This window comes from Enterobacter sp. CPE_E890 (assembly GCF_046521475.1).
GTDB classification, from domain to species: Bacteria; Pseudomonadota; Gammaproteobacteria; order Enterobacterales; family Enterobacteriaceae; genus Enterobacter; species Enterobacter adelaidei.
In genome coordinates, this window is record NZ_JBKFZW010000001.1 from 2,506,852 (window position 1) to 2,523,945 (window position 17,094).

15 protein-coding genes are annotated in these 17,094 nt (G+C 54.7%); 3 read left to right on the top strand and 12 right to left on the bottom strand.

The features are described from left to right. Positions 1–10 precede the first annotated feature (10 nt). The 12 genes from ACLHV9_RS12335 to ACLHV9_RS12390 all read right to left on the bottom strand — a co-directional run bounded on the left by ACLHV9_RS12335 (position 11) and on the right by ACLHV9_RS12390 (position 13,827). Positions 11–382: a hypothetical protein gene (locus ACLHV9_RS12335; protein ID WP_049007666.1), complete on the bottom strand. Its 372-nt coding sequence runs from the start codon at positions 380–382 to the stop codon at positions 11–13. 87 nt (positions 383–469) lie between these two features. Further along, complete coding sequence (locus ACLHV9_RS12340) at positions 470–1,030, bottom strand: RNA polymerase sigma factor (RefSeq protein ID WP_407221183.1); 561 nt, start codon at positions 1,028–1,030, stop codon at positions 470–472. A 5-nt stretch (positions 1,031–1,035) separates the two neighbouring features. Continuing rightward, positions 1,036–1,455, bottom strand: coding sequence for a hypothetical protein (locus ACLHV9_RS12345; RefSeq protein ID WP_108089890.1), 420 nt, complete (start codon positions 1,453–1,455; stop codon positions 1,036–1,038). Positions 1,456–1,558: 103 nt separating this feature from the next. Continuing rightward, positions 1,559–2,494: a hypothetical protein gene (locus ACLHV9_RS12350; protein WP_133175277.1), complete on the bottom strand. Its 936-nt coding sequence runs from the start codon at positions 2,492–2,494 to the stop codon at positions 1,559–1,561. Positions 2,495–2,839: 345 nt separating this feature from the next. Next, complete coding sequence (locus ACLHV9_RS12355; protein ID WP_407220558.1) at positions 2,840–4,390, bottom strand: methyl-accepting chemotaxis protein; 1,551 nt, start codon at positions 4,388–4,390, stop codon at positions 2,840–2,842. Between the two features lie 89 nt (positions 4,391–4,479). Further along, positions 4,480–5,496, bottom strand: coding sequence for a LacI family DNA-binding transcriptional regulator (locus tag ACLHV9_RS12360; RefSeq protein ID WP_028018952.1), 1,017 nt, complete (start codon positions 5,494–5,496; stop codon positions 4,480–4,482). Between the two features lie 28 nt (positions 5,497–5,524). Next, positions 5,525–6,931 carry a sucrose-6-phosphate hydrolase gene (locus ACLHV9_RS12365; protein WP_108089887.1) on the bottom strand — a complete coding sequence of 469 codons (1,407 nt, stop codon included), beginning with the start codon at positions 6,929–6,931 and terminating at the stop codon, positions 5,525–5,527. Next, complete coding sequence (locus ACLHV9_RS12370) at positions 6,931–8,301, bottom strand: sucrose-specific PTS transporter subunit IIBC (protein ID WP_407220561.1); 1,371 nt, start codon at positions 8,299–8,301, stop codon at positions 6,931–6,933. Before ACLHV9_RS12370 ends, ACLHV9_RS12365 begins: the two co-directional genes overlap by 1 nt. A 66-nt stretch (positions 8,302–8,367) precedes the next feature. Continuing rightward, positions 8,368–9,885, bottom strand: a complete 1,518-nt coding sequence (locus tag ACLHV9_RS12375; RefSeq protein ID WP_108089885.1) for a carbohydrate porin — start codon at positions 9,883–9,885, stop codon at positions 8,368–8,370. Positions 9,886–10,058: 173 nt separating this feature from the next. Next, positions 10,059–10,949, bottom strand: coding sequence for an aminoimidazole riboside kinase (locus ACLHV9_RS12380; protein ID WP_108089884.1), 891 nt, complete (start codon positions 10,947–10,949; stop codon positions 10,059–10,061). Positions 10,950–11,038: 89 nt separating this feature from the next. Then, entirely contained in the window at positions 11,039–12,250 is a 1,212-nt protein-coding gene (locus tag ACLHV9_RS12385; RefSeq protein ID WP_108089883.1) for a diguanylate phosphodiesterase, read from the bottom strand. A 101-nt stretch (positions 12,251–12,351) separates the two neighbouring features. Further along, entirely contained in the window at positions 12,352–13,827 is a 1,476-nt protein-coding gene (locus ACLHV9_RS12390) for an alpha/beta hydrolase (RefSeq protein WP_108089882.1), read from the bottom strand. Positions 13,828–14,093: 266 nt separating this feature from the next. Between ACLHV9_RS12390 and ACLHV9_RS12395 the strand changes: the two genes are divergently transcribed. The 3 genes from ACLHV9_RS12395 to ACLHV9_RS12405 are packed head-to-tail and all read left to right on the top strand — an operon-like array spanning position 14,094 to position 17,084. Beyond that, entirely contained in the window at positions 14,094–14,948 is an 855-nt protein-coding gene (locus tag ACLHV9_RS12395; protein WP_028018945.1) for a MurR/RpiR family transcriptional regulator, read from the top strand. Positions 14,949–14,960: 12 nt separating this feature from the next. Continuing rightward, on the top strand, positions 14,961–15,536 hold the full coding sequence (gene ddpX / locus ACLHV9_RS12400) for a D-alanyl-D-alanine dipeptidase (protein WP_049006477.1): 576 nt from the start codon (positions 14,961–14,963) through the stop codon (positions 15,534–15,536). Positions 15,537–15,551: 15 nt separating this feature from the next. Continuing rightward, on the top strand, positions 15,552–17,084 hold the full coding sequence (locus tag ACLHV9_RS12405; RefSeq protein ID WP_028018943.1) for an ABC transporter substrate-binding protein: 1,533 nt from the start codon (positions 15,552–15,554) through the stop codon (positions 17,082–17,084). Positions 17,085–17,094: the final 10 nt, after the last annotated feature.

Consider the following 17,094-nt stretch of genomic DNA (forward strand, 5'->3'; position numbering starts at 1 on the left):
ACGATGTTTTTCATTCACGGAAGACGCAGTTTTTAAGATGTATTCGGGGAGGCGGCGCCTGAACGGGTTGTTCTCTGGAAACAAATACCCGCCCCTGCGTAAACAGCTGCAGGAGGGCAAAGAAGATAATAATGGCCGGTAGCGCACCGTCGAAGAACAGCGGCTGCGCGCAGAGAAGCGAGTGTGCGCCCAGTTGACAAGGTGACGGGCCGGGCTGTTCAGTGTTGCTGTTTTGAGCTGGGGCGTCAGCTATCTGGGACGTTTGCGGATCCAGTCCCTGTAAAAAATGGTTGAGATACACCGCACGCTGCACGAGACAAAGTGCCATCGCGAGACAGGTGACGATCAAAAGCCATTTTCCGAGAAGCTGACGGTTGCGCATAACATTCCAGAGTAACAAGACGCCCCGATCATAAACGATAGTGATGAATCTACAAGCACCGGAAGTGTAAGGTTTTGTCTGTCGCCGCTATTCACCGGTCAGCGCGTCATAAACATCCCGCAGCCGCGTACGCAGAAACAACACCGCCTTGTGCTTACGGGATAACAGCGCCTGCTCGCTGGCACCCGTCTCCTCTGCCAGCATTTTAATGCTGTAGCCGTGAAGCTCGGTTTTTTCGAATACCTCCCTCTGCTGCGGTGGAAGTTCAGACAACGCCTGTTCCAGTTCTTCCCACAACAGCGTTTTGAGATACTCCTCTTCCGGTGTCTGCGGTACACCGAACAGGGTTTCGGCCAGCTCGTCTTCCGGAAAACCGTCTTCATCGTCGCCCGTAAAATAGCCGGAGAGCGAAACCTCGCGTTTTTTCCGCGACCGGTCAATCATCTCATTACGCGCCGCGCGGAACAGCCACGCAGCAACGTTCTCGACCGGCTGTTCCACTTTCATCAGCTGATAAGTGACTTCCTGCAAAATGTCGTCGGCATCATCACGGACGGACGTGCGCCCGCGTATGAAGGCTTTCAGCCTGGCGCGACAGGCATTGAGCGCCGACATCAGCATGGATCCGCCCGCCTCCCCGGCTTTCATTTCGCTCACTCTGCTTCCGGCGTTTTTGGCGCGTTGTCATCGTGCTTATCGTCACGATGGCCGTGCCAGCCGCAGTGACCGCGTCCGTGGCGACCAAACCCTTCGCGACGCTGCTGAATAAACGCCTCGCGCTGTTCGGGGGTCATGTTCATCCAGCGCTCGTGCATCCGGCGGTGTGCACCAAACATCCCGGGACGGAAACCCAGCCCGCCAAACAGAATGCGGCTCAGCACCAGTATGCCCAGCGCCTGCCAGAACCCGATGGCTTTCACGCCGAGGATCGCCGGAAGCAAGGCGTTCCACAGGGACATTACCAGCAGGCCGAGTGCAACGAAGATCACTGCGCCGATGACTAAACCCTTGCCCATACGGTGGCGACCGAATCCGCGTCCGTGACCTCTTTCGTGCATATCAAAATCTCTCATGGTGTGTACCTCGTTTACAGTAACTGATTATGGCTTGTGATGAGGTAGACGAATGAGGGAGGGAAATATTGCTAGAAAAAAAAAAATGGGATCGAAGCCTTTTTTAATTATGGTGGGCTTTCATTAATGTCCTTTCGAATATTGAGTCAATCCCCGAAATCTCCTTATAGCATTTTATTGCAATCCAGCAATGCATACACGATATAACTATGGATAATCCCAAGAAAACTGCTATCACTACATCGGACCCAAAGTAATAGTCATAACCAATTCTGTTACCGTCATTCCCAAAACGGGTGTGTAATATTGGCCAATACCCAACAATTGTTGCAGATACAATAGAGATAAATGGAAGCCACATAGAAAGTGCACGGACCTGTCTAGCAAATCTATTACCACCCACTTCAGAATAAGTCAGAAACACGGTATTTAATTGAGCAACCTTAAGAACATCAATATTACCATGACTACATAGCGACGAAAGAGCTGCATGAATACCTCGCAGATTCATCCAAATACCTATTACTATAAACATAGACAAGATAGCCATTATAATAACAAAATCATTTGCAGGAATATTCATATTAAGCAAGGGAATCGTTCGGGTAGGAAGACTTTCACTCGCCAAAGTATGTTCGTTTGATTGAACTTGATACTCCAGTCTGGAGTACTGTTTTATGATATCCATAAGTGGCGTTAAGAATAAATAGTCGCGTAACTTTGAGGACAAGACCCTACAATCAGAAAAGTTTTTTATAATTTCATTTTTGATCTTCTCCCTTTTTTCCATGCTACTGTCTGGATGTTTGACAAGCTCAACAAATATCTCCCCTTGGCACTGCCTGTAATTAACCAATTGATTTATAAAACGATTATAAACAACACCCTCAAGTTGCTGGTCCTGTAAGCTAAAGTTTGCAAGATAAATATGCACCATGATTAAAGCAGATATGAGCACCGTACTGTTTACCAACCAGCGCATTCGTGTAGTAGCAGACTTAAAAAAACTCAACTCCTCCGAAACAATATCTATAGCCATCTTACAACCCCCAACTTGAGAGCTAGAATATATTCGAAACAAGCTTTTGCCATTTTTTGAAGCAGTTCTAATTATTAATAGCAGATAAGTCGAGAACAAGGCAACTATTCACAATAAATTCTTAATGAATCAGATATGCTCTTGATTTCTCATTACAATTAGCAGTATCTAAAAGTATTTATTACCAATCTTCTATTATCTTGCAAAATGATAAGTAACCCCGTAAAAAATAGTTATTTATGCTGCATTGATACCTACTATATATCCGAAATAAGCTTCTGTATGGCTTATAGTGACACGTTATACTCACAAAAAAGGCTCCCTCAGGAGCCTCCTTCCATTCAATCAAGCCTGCACCGGCAAACTAAAACTCGAAATACTTCTCGAAAGCTGCTGCGCCTGCTCTTCCAGCGATGCCGCGGCCGCTGCGGACTGCTGCACCAGCGCGGCGTTCTGCTGGGTTACGCCATCCATCTCGGTTACCGCCTGTCCGACCTGGCTGATCCCACGGCTCTGCTCTTCAGAGGCGACGGAGATCTGCTCCATCAGCGTATTCACTTTATTAACAGAACCAATAATGGAATCGATCACCTCGCCCGAACGGTTCACCAGCTCGGCACCGTTTTTCACGCTGGAAACCGACTGCGCAATCAGGCTCTCGATGTCCTTAGCCGCCACTGCGCTTTTCTGTGCCAGGGTGCGAACTTCACTGGCCACAACCGCGAAACCGCGCCCCTGCGTACCGGCGCGCGCCGCTTCAACTGCCGCATTGAGCGCCAGAATATTGGTCTGGAAGGCGATGCTGTTGATAACGCTGGTAATGTCTTCGATGCGCTTCGAGTTCGCCGCGATGGTATTCATGGTGTCGATGACTTCACGGGTCACCGCTTCACCGGTATGGGCATTTTTCACCGCATCCTGCACCAGTTTTCCGGCCTGATAGACGTTATCGGTATTGTTCGCCACGGTTGCGCTCAGTTCTTCCATGCTGGCCGCCGTCTGGGTTAACGCGGAAGCCTGCTGCTCGGTACGTGACGCCAGGTCAATATTCCCGGAGGCAATCTCTTGCGCTGCGTGGGTCACGGTATGGCTCGCATCGCGCACCTGGGCGATCGTCGCAAGCAGCGCCTGGCGCATCTGCTCCATCGAACTCATAAGATGGTCGATTTCGTTACCGGAGCGTCCCTTCACCGGCACCGGGATGTCCAGCTTGCCTGCCGCAATCTGGCTGCAGTGTTCGCGTACCAGGTTTACCGGGGCAAACACAAATCGCTTCATCAGCAGGCTGACCGCGACAATCACCACCACAAACAGGCAGGCGATAGCGGCAATCATCACCAGGCCGGAGACGAAGTTGCTGCTCGCATCTTCGTTCAGGCTTTTGGCGTATTTCTGGTGGACGGAAAGCACCTGGTCGAGAACGATCTCGTACTGGCGGTCGAGGCGGGACACGTCCGGGATCAGGGCGTTAAATTTGGCAACATCGTGCGCTTCGGCAGCATTGATCAGCGGTACCAGTCCCTGGTTGCGGTAGTTTTGCCAGGCATCCTGATAGGCACTCACCAGCGGCGCTTCATCCGTCAGACGCGGTGAATCCATAAAGGCAGCAAAGGCGTGGTCCGCTTTGGTCAGCGCCTCTTTCACTGCGGCAAGCTTCGCAGACTCATCTGCCGAGTTGCCCGCTTCCACCATCTTCACATACTCCATCACCCGAACGCGCAGGGTGCGGCTGTGGTTGATGGGGTCAATAATCGACAGCACAACCTGGATCTCTTTGTTCACATTATCCAGGGAATTATTACTTTTAATGATGAGGCCAACGCTGGTGACGGTGCTGACAACAAAAAAGAAAAGCAGTGAGAACAGGACAATCAGGGACGACTTTTTCAACGACATAGACCAATACCTCAAGGAGAATTATTCCTTATGGTTATCGGCGCATCCAAAACTTAAATTAATTAAAGTTATTGATGTATCGGTCAGAGCTATATAGATGACTTATAGCGTCGTTGCAGGGTGGCATCCAGCTTGCGCTGCAAGGGCTGTGGTGTCTCCCCTTCGATCAATTTGCTAATTAAATCAAAGCAGTGCCAGGCCAGCTGGCGGTTATCCTGACGAATGGTATCGACAGGGATCGTCAGCGAATCGTAGAGGTAGTGATCGTCAAAACTGGCTAACCTGATATCGCTTTGCAACAGGTTGTGTTGACCCATGTAGCGCAATACCCCTTCCAGCAGACCGCAGGCGGCGGTGAAAAGCGCTTTCGGCGGACGTCCCAGGCGGGCGCAAAGTTCAGCGAACATCTCGTATCCGGAGCTCGGATGATAGTTGCCGTGAATGATCCACTCCGGGCGCAGCGTTACATTGGCTTCACGCAAACCTTGCTTAAACCCTTCCAGGCGGTCGCGCGTCGGGGAAAGGCGCGGTTGACCGCCGAGGAAGTAAAACTCATCAGGATGCTGACGCGCTATGTCAGCCACCAGTTCCGTCGTCGGGGTAATGGAATCGGTGATCACCAGCGGCAGCGCGCTGTCGTTGATGTGGCGGTCAAAAAGGACAACGGGCAGTTGCTCACTCAGCTTGTGGTAGTCCGCATCGTTAAGCATGCTGGAAGCCACAATCAGCCCGTCCACCTGACGCGCCACCATGTTGTTCACCACTACCGTCTCCTGCCCCGGGTTTTCATCGCTACAGGAGATCAGCAGCTGAACGCCAGCCTCACGGCACAGCGTCTCCAGCTCGTGAGAAAACACGGCAAAACCGTAGTTGGTAATTTCAGGAACCACCAGCCCAATGGTGTGGCTACGGTTATCACGCAGCGACCGGGCATGAATGCTGGGCTGATAGTGGTGCTCTTTGGCAATCGCCAGCACGCGTTCACGCGTCTCTTCCGCTACGCGCAGCTCTTTGCTGCGTCCGTTCAGGACCAGGCTGGCGGTGGCTTTTGATACCCCCGCCAGTTCCGCGATGTCTTTAATGGTGACGCGTTTTGTTTTTCTCACAACGACTTAGATCCGGCTGCCAAAACCCTCATTCTATCATGCAGGCGCGCAGCGACCAGTAGCGTAATGTGATGACGGACTCACCTTCGAATCGTACACGGGCCGGATGGTCAGGAAAATAGCGGCTGCTCATCACTCCTTCACCGTGATTGATGAAAATTTCAACGCTGGAGCGGTCGCACAGAACGCGTAAATGGCGGACGTCCCCCAGCCAGTAACGGGTCAATGTTTCCCCGGTTTTCAGACTGGCGCGTTCCAGACGCAGCCCCTGGTCATCGACCGTGAGACGCAAGGTTCCGCCGAAATCGACGTTCGCGCGCGATGTACTCAGTTCAAACTCCAGACACGTCGCATCCAGTTCTGGCGCATCACTGGCGATCCCCTGCCAGCGTTGTTCACCTTCACGCAGCGCTTCCAGTTCACGAGCCGGGGTCTGCCAGAGCTTGCCGTCGTGGTAGCGTAATTCGCGCGGACAGGTCATCTGGTGCATCCAGCCATGCGTTCGTGTTGGCTGAAGCATCTCTTCTCCGTCCGGCACGCCCATCCAGCCGATCAGAATGCGGCGACCGTCTTCCGCCAGCGTCGTTTGCGGCGCGTAAAACTCAAACCCGGCGTCCAGCTCGTGCAGATCGCCGTGATCGAATGCGGCGTTTGCATAGTCAAACGCCCCGCTAATCCATGCGGCTGGATAGGTGTTGAGATAGCGATGCGGCTCGCGCGCCAGCCCCTGCGGACAGCAGATCAGAACATGCGTCCCGTCGAGGGCAAACAGATCGGGGCACTCCCACATATACCCTGCGTCCGTCAGGCCGTTAACGCCGTGACCGGCGATCTCGCCGCAGGACGCCCAGGTGTGCAAATCAGCGGATTTGAACAGCAGCACTTTGCCGCGTTTTTGCAGATCCTGCGCGCCCAGCACCATGTACCACTCCCCATTGTGCTGCCACACCTTCGGGTCGCGCACGTGGCCGGTGTAACCTTCCGGTAGCGCAAGCACAGGTCCGAGTTTCTTAAAGCTGCCGTCCGGTTGTTCCACGGCCAGACACTGCCAGGCGGTGCGGTCGCCGTCATCGAATTTGACGTTGCCGGTGTAACACAGGGTCAAAACACCCTCGTTATCCACGGCGCTACCAGAGTAGCAGCCGTTGCGGTCATACTCTTCGTCGGGCATCAGCGCCAGCGGCTCATGCTGCCAGTGCACCAGATCCGCAGAACTCCAGCGCCCCCAGCATTTAAACCGATGTTCGCAGTCCAGCGGGTTCCACTGATAAAACAGATGATAACGCCCGGCAAACCAGATAAACCCGTTGGGATCGTTCATCAGCCCCGTCACCGGCGCGGCGTGCCATTGCGGATAATGGCTGTCTGCGAGCGCGCGCGGCTGGCCTTTCATAACGGCCTGCAGGATCGCAGGCCAGCGTGAAGGTAACGTCATTATTCTGAGTCCGTTTTATATTTCAGCAGCAGCGAGACGGTAAACGCCACGCCGAAGGCAATCACCATGCCGATAATATAGTTGAGCAGAGAGCTTGCCTGCACAATGGCCATACCTGGAATAGCGGTCAACCCAACGGCAGTCATATAAACATGCACTGAGACCACCCAGGCCCCGCCCACCGCACCGCCAATCAACGCGGCAATAAACGGTTTTACGAAACGCAGGTTGATACCAAAAATGGCCGCTTCAGTAATACCGAGCATGGCAGAGAACGCCGAAGGTAAGGCAATGGCTTTGATTTTGGCATCTTTGGTTTTGAACCACACCGCCAGACAGGCGCCGCCCTGTGCTACGTTCGCCATCGCCCAGATCGGCAGCAGGAAGTTAACGCCAATCGACGGGTTACCCAGCAGACCTGCTTCAATCGCGTGGAAACTGTGGTGAATACCGGTGATCACAATCACCGAGTAAAGCCCGCCAAACAGCAGCCCGGCCAGCCAGCCCGCGTGTTCAATTAATGTGCTCAGGATAAAGGAGATGCCGTCGCCCAGCGCACGGCCCGCCGGACCAATAATCAGTAAGGCGATAAATCCGGAGATAACGACGGTAAGGAACGGTGTCAGGATCAGGTCTAACGCATCCGGGATCGCGCGACGCAGGTTTTTCTCCACGATGCTCATGAACCAGACGGCCAGCAGCACGGGGAATACCGTGCCCTGGTAGCCAATCATCGCGATCTCAAGGCCGAAGAAATTCATGGTGTGGAAGCCCGACGCCACGCCCCAGGCGTTGGTCAGCGCCGGGTGCGTCAGAATGCCGCCCAGCGTCGCGCCGAGATACGGGTTGCCGCCAAATTCCCGCGCGGCGGTAAAACCAATAAGAATAGGCAGAATGATAAACGCCGCCGAGCTGCACATGTCCAGCATGATGTAGATGGCGTTATCCGCATTGACCCAGCCGTAGGTTTTCACCATACCGAGCAGGCCCATCAGCAAACCAGAGGCAACAATTGCGGGAATGATCGGAACAAAGATGTTTGAAAGCAGACGGGCAATGCGCTGGAACGGGTTCAGCTTGCGCGCCGCCAGATCCGCGGCTTCGGATTTACTGGATTCGCTAATCCCCGCCGCCTGAATAAACGCGGCGTAAACCTTGTTGACCACGCCCGTGCCAAAAATCACCTGCATCTGCCCGGCGTTACGGAAACAGCCCTTCACGCCCTCGACCTTGCCGATAGCCTGCTGATCTGCCAGCGCGTCATCGACCAGCACCAGACGAAGACGGGTTGCGCAATGCGCCGCGCTGGCGATATTTTCCTTGCCACCGAGCAGCGGAATAAGCTCGCGGGCGATTTGATTAAAATCCATAGATACCTCTGCCTGACTTCTTTTTATGATGTGCGAAACGCCCCCGCCAGGCGGGAGCGTGATGGGTTAAAACCAGGTTTCCATCTGGACCCCAAAGTTCCATTCCCCGCCTGCGTTGAAACCGCTGCTGCCAAAGGCATCATCGCTGGCGTAATGATCCAGTTTGCTGCTCCAGTCCATCCAGGTGGCAAACAGGCGCAGCTCCGGACGGCTGAAGAAATCGCCGATTTTGCTCGCTTTTAACGTTGGCGCAAAGGTCAGCTTGTAGAAACTGCCGTTGACGGCGTTGCGGTCCTTATAGCCTTCCGGGTTTAAATCCATGTACTGATAGCTTCCCTCAAACGCCAGGGCGAAGTTCTGCGTCACCTCTTTAATCAGACGGGTGTTGAGCGTCACCCACTCATAGCTATCGCCCTTGACGTAACGATCTTTACTGCTTTGCGCCAGTACGGCGGGCGCAACGCTCCAGCCCCCGCCAATCGGCGTGACACCGTAACTTGCAAAGCGCCAGGTATCCGCCTCAGACAGCAGTGCGCCGTCAGAGCCGATGCTTTTCACTTCCGCACCCAGCCCGTGACCGTACAGCAGCGCCGTTTTGGCTGTCCCTTCCCGCAGGCCGTAGAAACTCTCATTGTGCAACCCGACCAGAGCATGAACGCCGGTATTGGCGGCATCGGTTTTGATGAGATCGCCGTTGGTGTCTTTACGGTCGTCGTTATCTTTCGCCCGCAGGCCGCTTACCATCAACTGGAACGGCCCGGCGAAGTGGTTCATGCTGAGGATATAGTTCTGAACGTTATTGTCGGTCTGCTCCACGCTGCCGAAGTTGCGGCCGTAAATAGAGAAGTTACTGCGCAGCGAATCGTTCCATTTCACGTCATACACACCGCCACCGGTACCAGCAAGGAACACGACGTCGGAATCCAGCCAGTGAATATCAAAGTTGTCGCGGTCAAAGCGTTTACCCGCCCAGAAGGTACTGCCCTTCAGCGCACCGGTGAAATCAGGCAAGTTGCCCAGCTCCGCAAAGGCCTGACGAATATTGAGATCGCTGGTATCGGCTGACCAGTCGTTATAGGTCCTCTGACCGTCGGCCAGCATCGCTTTGAAGCGCGTGGTCGCCCCGTTATCCAGGGTTTGTTTATGCTCCAGGTTCAGCTCAACGTAGGTGTCAGCTTCGTTACCCAGACGCCCTACTGCTCCGCCCGTTTCCCCGGCGGGTGTCAGATAAGGGCCGCTTTTGCTGCTGGAGGCCGCATCGTTCATCAGCAGGCCAGAACGGGCATAGCCGTGGAACTCAAACCCACCGCTTTGGTCCGCTTTTTTCTCCAGCGCTGTGGTGCGTTGAGCCACTTCCTGAGTTGTCGTTTGCGCCTGCTGCTGAGCCGCAACCAGTTGCTGCGTTTTTTGTTCTGCATCTGTCGCGCGTTTCTCAGCAACCTGTGCGCGCGTCTCCGCGTCCTGAAGACGTTGTTCCATCGCCGCAAGTCGCGCTTCGATGCTTGTCATATCCGTTTGGGCAAAAACAGAGGTACTTCCGGCCAGCATGCCTATCATCACGGCAAGTCTGCGTTTTTTATACATTTTGTCGCATCCCTAAAAGAAGTCATTAAACGTGCTAAATTGCTAAACCGGTTTAGGTTGCTGATACTAAACCTCTGAATTTTGGATCGGCAATCTTTTTTGCTAAACCGTTTTAGTAAGTGTGATCGAGGCGACAATTCAGGCCGCCGGATGGCGGCCAGCAATGGGAGGAATTACAGGGCGTGCTGATATGGCAGAGCCGTCATGGCTCCTTTTGCCGTGGTGGCTAACGCACCGCAGCGTTGAGCTAAAGCGATAACGGACGACAACGGCTGACCGGCGGCCAGCCCGTAAAGCAGCCCCGCCACAAAGGCATCGCCTGCGCCGGTCGTATCGACACATTTCACAGGCGTGGCCGGATAGTGTTTCACGGTGCCCTCATGCCATGCGATGACGCCCTCTTTACCCTGTGTAACCAGCACCAGATGTGCCGGGCAGCGATTCATGAGCTTATCCAGACCGATCTCCACCTGCGTTTCGCCAGTGAAAAAGGCCAGCTCTTCGAGAGAAAGTTTCACCACGTCTGCACCCTGCAGAGCGCGTTCGAGACAGCGGCGAAGTTCGTTCTCATCCTGCCAGAGGTCCGGGCGAATATTGGGATCGAAACTGACGTAACCACCCGCTTCCCGGATGGAGGCCATCGCCCTGAAGGTCGCAGAACGGCTTGGCTCTGCGCTCAACGCGATGGAACAGACATGCAGCCACTCCCCGGCGCTGAAGCTCGGCAGATCGGCCGTTTCCAGAAACAGATCGGCGCTCGGGCGCACCATGAAGGTAAACGAGCGTTCGCCGTGGTCATCAAGATCGACCACCACCGTTGAGGTGCGGTGCGCCGGGTCCAGGCGCATATACTTCACGTCGACCCGCTCGTCGGCTAATGTCTTAGACATAAAACGCCCGAACGGGTCATCGCCAACTCTGCCGATAAAGGCGCTTCGACCGCCCAGCCGGGCTATACCGACGGCGACGTTTGCCGGTGCACCGCCGGGACACTGCAGTAATCTGCCTTCGCCGTCAGGCAGCAAATCCACTACCGCATCGCCAAGTACCCAGATTTTTTTCATGTGATCCTCTTAGCTAAACATTATTAAACCGTTTTAGCTATTTAAGCACAGGTCAGGAAAAGGGGAAATAACGAGGGTGGAAAATTGGCTTAACGCACCAGATGCGGCCAGTGAATATCGCCTACGCCATTAAGCTGTGGACGGGCAAACAGAAAGCCCTGGAAACGGCGGATCCCGGCTGATTCAAGCCAGCACCACTCCTCCATTTTCTCGATCCCTTCCGCCACCAGGGTGATTTCGAGGTCGGAGCAACAGCTGACAATCGAGCGCACGATCGCCTGTTTCGGGCCGCTAAGATGAATATTGCTGACAATTTCCCGGTCAATTTTAATTTTATCCGGCTGGAACCGGGTCAGCAGCGAAAGCCCCGCATAGCCGGAACCAAAATCGTCAATCGCCAGGCCAATGCCTTCGGCACGAAGTTGTTTAATGGCGCTATTAAACTGGTTGAAGCCGGAAATCATCTCGTTTTCAGTGACTTCAATGACAACCTGCTCCGGTTTAAGCCCGTGTTTTTTAATTTGATCCGCCAGAAATGCCACGGCGCCAGGAACATTGACCAGCGACATCGGTAACAGATTTACCGCAATTTTATGGTTACCAATACCGAGCTTTTCAGCCAGCGCAAAGGCATAGGCTTTCGTCTGAAGGTCAATTTCGTAGATTTTGTCCGGGTCGAGGGAGCTGAAAAAATGCTCCGGACTGCCGCCATCATTACCGCGAATGAGGGCTTCAAGTGAACTAATCTTCCCTTCGGAGGGCTCAACAATGGGCTGGAGCGCAAACTGGCAAGATTGGTTAACCAGCAGGCCCAGGCTATCACCAAACGGTAATGTCTCCGGTGAGAGCGTCCATTTTGTCGGGTCGTAACGTTCCCCAGACGAGGACGGTCGCTGATCTGTAATAAACCTCTGGATAAATTTGAATACCCGATCATCAGAGGCGAGATAGCTGTCCAGCTTGCTGTAACGCAGTACCGACTGTAGCACGTCTTTCGCCGACTGGATTTGCAGGTCGAAGAGCAGCATACCGACATTTTCGAACCGTCTGCGCGGGCCGTAGTCCCGCATCAGTTCAACCACACCACTGTGCCGTTTGTCCTCACGGATGGTGTGGAACAATTTGACCACACTCTCTTCCGACCCTTCGAGGATTTGCAGAATATCACTCCCTTTAGCCAGGAGGACGCCGGTAATATCCAGTTTTGTGTTGCGGCCCCTGGCCCGCTCCACCAGCTCCCGCAGTTCGGTGGACGGGTGGGATAAATTCAACTGGCTTCGATAAATGAGCGTTGTCAGCACAAGAGCGGGTTCCAATGAGAGAGAAAGGTGCCTTGAACCTACTGTTTATCATAATTAATCAGTGCGACCTAACATATTCACGCCACAAGGGTTCTTTACGGTTATTGATCCCCGATCCGGCCGTCGATCCTCTCCAGCATGTCGTCGTAGAACGGGTTCGAGGTGACTCGCATGAGCGCCTCTTTTCCGACGCTCAACACGGACGTTTCTCCCCAGAGCGCAATCGTCCCCAGGCTAATGCCATAGTGGTTTTTCACGCCAGGTTCGCGGCCATACAGATCGTCATCCGGCGGGAACGGCACGGCAATATGCGACAGGGAGTAGACATCCTGCGGCCAGGACTGTGCAAGCGGTACGACTGTCTCATGGGTGCTGCCTGCCGGGGTTATTTTCGCCACCGTCGAGAAACTGTGCTCGCTGGCATTGGTGATAATCGTGACACTGTAACGCCTCTGTTCGACGGGCAGCAGCGACGAGGCCGCCGTCCAGGATGACGGCTTAAACAAAGGACGGAAACTTGCCGCCTGGTTGATATCAAACATGACCAGTTCACTGCCGTTCGCCGGAAGCTGATCAAATAACCCGGTTACCACCGCGCGGGTACTGACCGTGGAATCCATCACTGACTGAAACGCCAGAATCGGCGGCAACTGCCCCAGTTTGTGTTCCCGCGCCGCGCGGCCAATCTGCTCCTGAAGGGTCTTCGTCAACAGCCACGACTGGCGGGCAGCATTTACCGGGAACGAGTTGTATTTATACGGATTATATTCCGGCGAGATATTCAGCCACGCCGCTTTGGCAAACGCCGGCAGCAGCGCCGGTAACCCGGCGAATCCGGCAAACCGCGCAAAGGCCGTCACGCCAATCATCGGTGAAAGCAGTACCACCTGCTGCGGTCGATGAAGTGAAGTGGAATCCAGCGCATCAAGGGTATATTTCATCGCCAGCGCCCCGCCGTTGGAGTACCCCACCAGATGGAGTGGCGCACTCTCTCCCGCCAGACGCGTGGCTTCCCGCACAGCAAGGCGCGTTGCCGCCAGCCACATCTCCCAGTCAACGTCCGTCAGCGCGCCGGGCGCGGTGCCGTGTCCGGGTAGCCGCGGTACCACTGCCACAAACCCGTGCTGCTGATAATGTAAAGCCAGGTGTCTGACGCTGTAAGGAGAGTCCGTCAATCCGTGCAGCAACACCACCGCACCGCGCGGCTTTCCGGCAGGCATCAGCACAAATGAACGGTTGGCATCTGGTGAAAACTGACCGGGCCATACCAGGCTCTGGCGGTAATAACGGTTTAACGGGGTTTGTTCCTCGCCCGCTGTTTTAGCCGTCACCGCGTTATCCAGATCGGTGAAAATCGCCTTTTCCCGGGCCTGATACCTGGCAAAATCGGCTTTGTCCAGCTCGCGCACGGACATCTCATCTGCCCGCCAGGTATGCCAGAGGTGCAGTTCCGGGCCCTGCTGAGACAGATACACCCGCACAGCAAGCAGCACGACCAGAACGATCCCCGCTACCATCGCTATTTTTTTTGCGAGAGACATCAGGCGCACGCTGACACGCCAGGACAAATTCGCCATGCCGGGATCCCTTTTATTTTCACTGTGTTTATATCTTATCAAAAATGTGAAGAAGCTGACGTATTCAACAAATTCATACCTGCCCGCTCAGCCAGTGCACCAAAAGTGAACTAGGCTGCACAAATGTTGATCATTGGTTAATTAAATATTGCATGAAGTTTGCGTCGCAGCAGGTTCTCACTGCCCTGTGACTCTGGCACGCGTCATGCATTGTTAATCAGGTAACACAATTCTGGCGACTGACAGCCTGTTAACAGCGAGGCGGTATGACGACAAAACCCGAGATGTTGAGCCGTATCGAAGCGACCTTCAGCCAACTGACGCCCAGCGAAAAACGGGTTGGCAGCTGGCTACTGGCGCACACCGCGCAAATTCCGTTTGAAACGGCAGAGAGCGTCGGTCTGGCGACCGGTACCAGCGGCATCACCGTCGGACGCTTCCTGCGCAAGCTGGGGTATCGTAACCTGGAAGACGCCAAGAAAAGCCTGCGCGACCCTTACCAGCCCTGGGGCATGAATGAGCGTCTGGACTCCTGGCAGCAGCAGCGCCCCCTGCCCAATCGCCTTCAGCACGCTTTGTCGCTGGAAGTGGATGCCATCACGCAGGTGTATCAGTTGGCGCAAACGGACACCTTCCGCCAGGTGGTGCATCAGTTGGCTCACGCGGAGGCCGTTTTTGTGCTGGGAATTCAGTCGACGCGCGGGATCGCCAACGCCTTCTTCAGCCACCTCGAGTATCTCCGCCCGGGCGTCAGCTATTCCGAGGGGGCATCCGGGAGCTGGGTTGAATCTCTGAACTCAGGGTTTTCTCATCCCTATGTGGTGTTGACAGATACCCGTACCTACTCCGCTGTCGCTCGGCAGTACTGCCGTGTGGCGAGTGAGAAACAGATCCCCCTGGCCTTAATCACTGATATCTGGTGTCCGTGGGCACGCGATTATCCGATTGATTTACTGCAAGTGAAAACCGATACCGGCCATTTCTGGGATTCGCTTGCCCCCGTGAGCTGTCTGTTCAACCTGCTGCTGTCGGGCGTGGTGGAAGCGTTAGGTGACGCGCTTCCGGCGCGCCTGGCCGTAAACCGACAATTACAACAAGAGTTTGGCCAATTCGAACGCTAAAGGAGCGGAGCTATGCCCGAAGAGAGTGAACTGATTGATGTGGCGAAAGCGTTTCCCACGCTGCACATCGATCTGAAGTACGCCACCGCCGACAACATCACTGGCCGCCCGATCTATCAGGAAGCACAGTGCCTGCTGCATAGCGACGCTGCCACCGCACTCGCGAAAGCCATCGGTATTGCCACGCTGGCCGGGTTGAAACTGGTGGTGTACGACGCCTATCGACCGCAACAGGCGCAGGCCCAGCTGTGGGATGCCTGCCCAAACCCGGAATATGTGGTGGATGTGGCGATTGGCTCCAATCACAGCCGCGGTACGGCTATCGACGTCACGCTGATGGATGAACATAACACCGTGCTGGATATGGGTGCCGGTTTTGACGAAATGCATGACCGCTCGCATCCGTATCATCCCTCCGTGCCACCGCACGCCCAGCGCAACCGTCTGCTGCTGAACGCCATCATGTTCGGCGGCGGTTTTGTGGGGATCAGCAGCGAATGGTGGCATTTCGAACTGCCGAATGCCGCCAGCTATCCGCTGCTTGACGACCGTTTTGCCTGTTTTCCATTGACGCACACCCCTCTTTGAACCTGGAGCACTGCCATGAAAACAACGCTTCTCACGACCGTAATTGCCGCCACGCTGGCACTGAGCGCCCCGCTGGCGCTGGCTGCCGTCCCGAAAGACATGCTGGTGATCGGTAAAGCAGCTGACCCGCAAACGCTCGATCCTGCCGTAACGATTGATAACAACGACTGGACCGTCACCTATCCGTCCTATCAACGACTGGTGAAATACAAGCCCGGTACAACCGAAGTGGAAGGCGATCTGTCAACAGGATGGAAAGCCTCCGACGACCAAAAAGAGTGGACCTTTACCCTGACGGACAACGCGAAATTCTCCGACGGCACGCCGGTCACCGCCGAAGCGGTCAAGCTCTCGTTCGAACGCCTGCTGAAACTCAGCCAGGGGCCGTCTGAAGCCTTCCCGAAAGATCTGAAAATTGATGCCGTTGATGACCATACGGTGAAATTCACGCTCAGTCAGCCGTTTGCCCCGTTCCTCTACACGCTGGCGAACGACGGTGCCTCCATCATTAACCCGGCGGTGTTGAAAGCCAATGCGGCGGACGATGCGCGCGGTTTTCTGGCGCAAAACACCGCTGGATCAGGCCCGTTTATGCTGAAAAGCTGGCAGAAAGGTCAGCAACTGGTACTGGTGCCAAATCCCCACTGGCAGGGTGATAAACCGCACTTTAAACGCGTGTCCGTGAAAATAATCGGTGAGAGCGCCTCCCGCCGACTGCAGCTTTCCCGTGGCGATCTGGATATTGCTGACTCTCTTCCGGTTGATCAACTGGCCGCCCTGAAACAGGAAGGCAAAGTGGCCGTTGCAGAATACCCTTCTTTGCGCGTGACCTACCTGTATCTTAACAACAGTAAGGCACCGCTCAATCAGGTGGATTTACGCCGGGCTGTCTCCTGGGCGACGGATTACCAGGGAATGGTGAAAGGCATTCTGAGCGGCAATGGCAAGCAGATGCGTGGCCCGATCCCGGACGGCATGTGGGGCTTTGACGCGACGGCTATGCAGTACAGTTTTGACGAGGCCAAAGCCAAAGCCGCGCTGGAGAAGGTGAAAGACAAACCGGCCAGCCTGACCTTCCTCTACTCGGACAACGACCCGAACTGGGAGCCTATCGCCCTCTCCACCCAGGCCAGCCTCGGCAAACTCGGCATTAACGTCAAGCTGGAAAAACTGGCAAACGCCACCATGCGTGACCGTGTCGGTAAAGGTGATTATGACATTGCCATCGGCAACTGGAGCCCGGACTTTGCCGACCCGTATATGTTCATGAACTACTGGTTCGAGTCGGACAAAAAAGGGCTGCCAGGCAACCGTTCGTTCTATGAGAACAAAGAGGTTGATTCACTGCTGCAGGCCGCGCTGAAAACCACCGATCAGGCGGAGCGCACCAAAGACTACCAGCAGGCGCAAAAAGTGGTGATCGACGAAGCCGCGTACGTTTATCTGTTCCAGAAGAATTACCAGCTGGCGATGAACAAAGACGTTAAAGGCTTCACCTTTAATCCGATGCTCGAGCAGGTGTTCAACATCGCCACCATGAGTAAGTAACGGTTCTCGC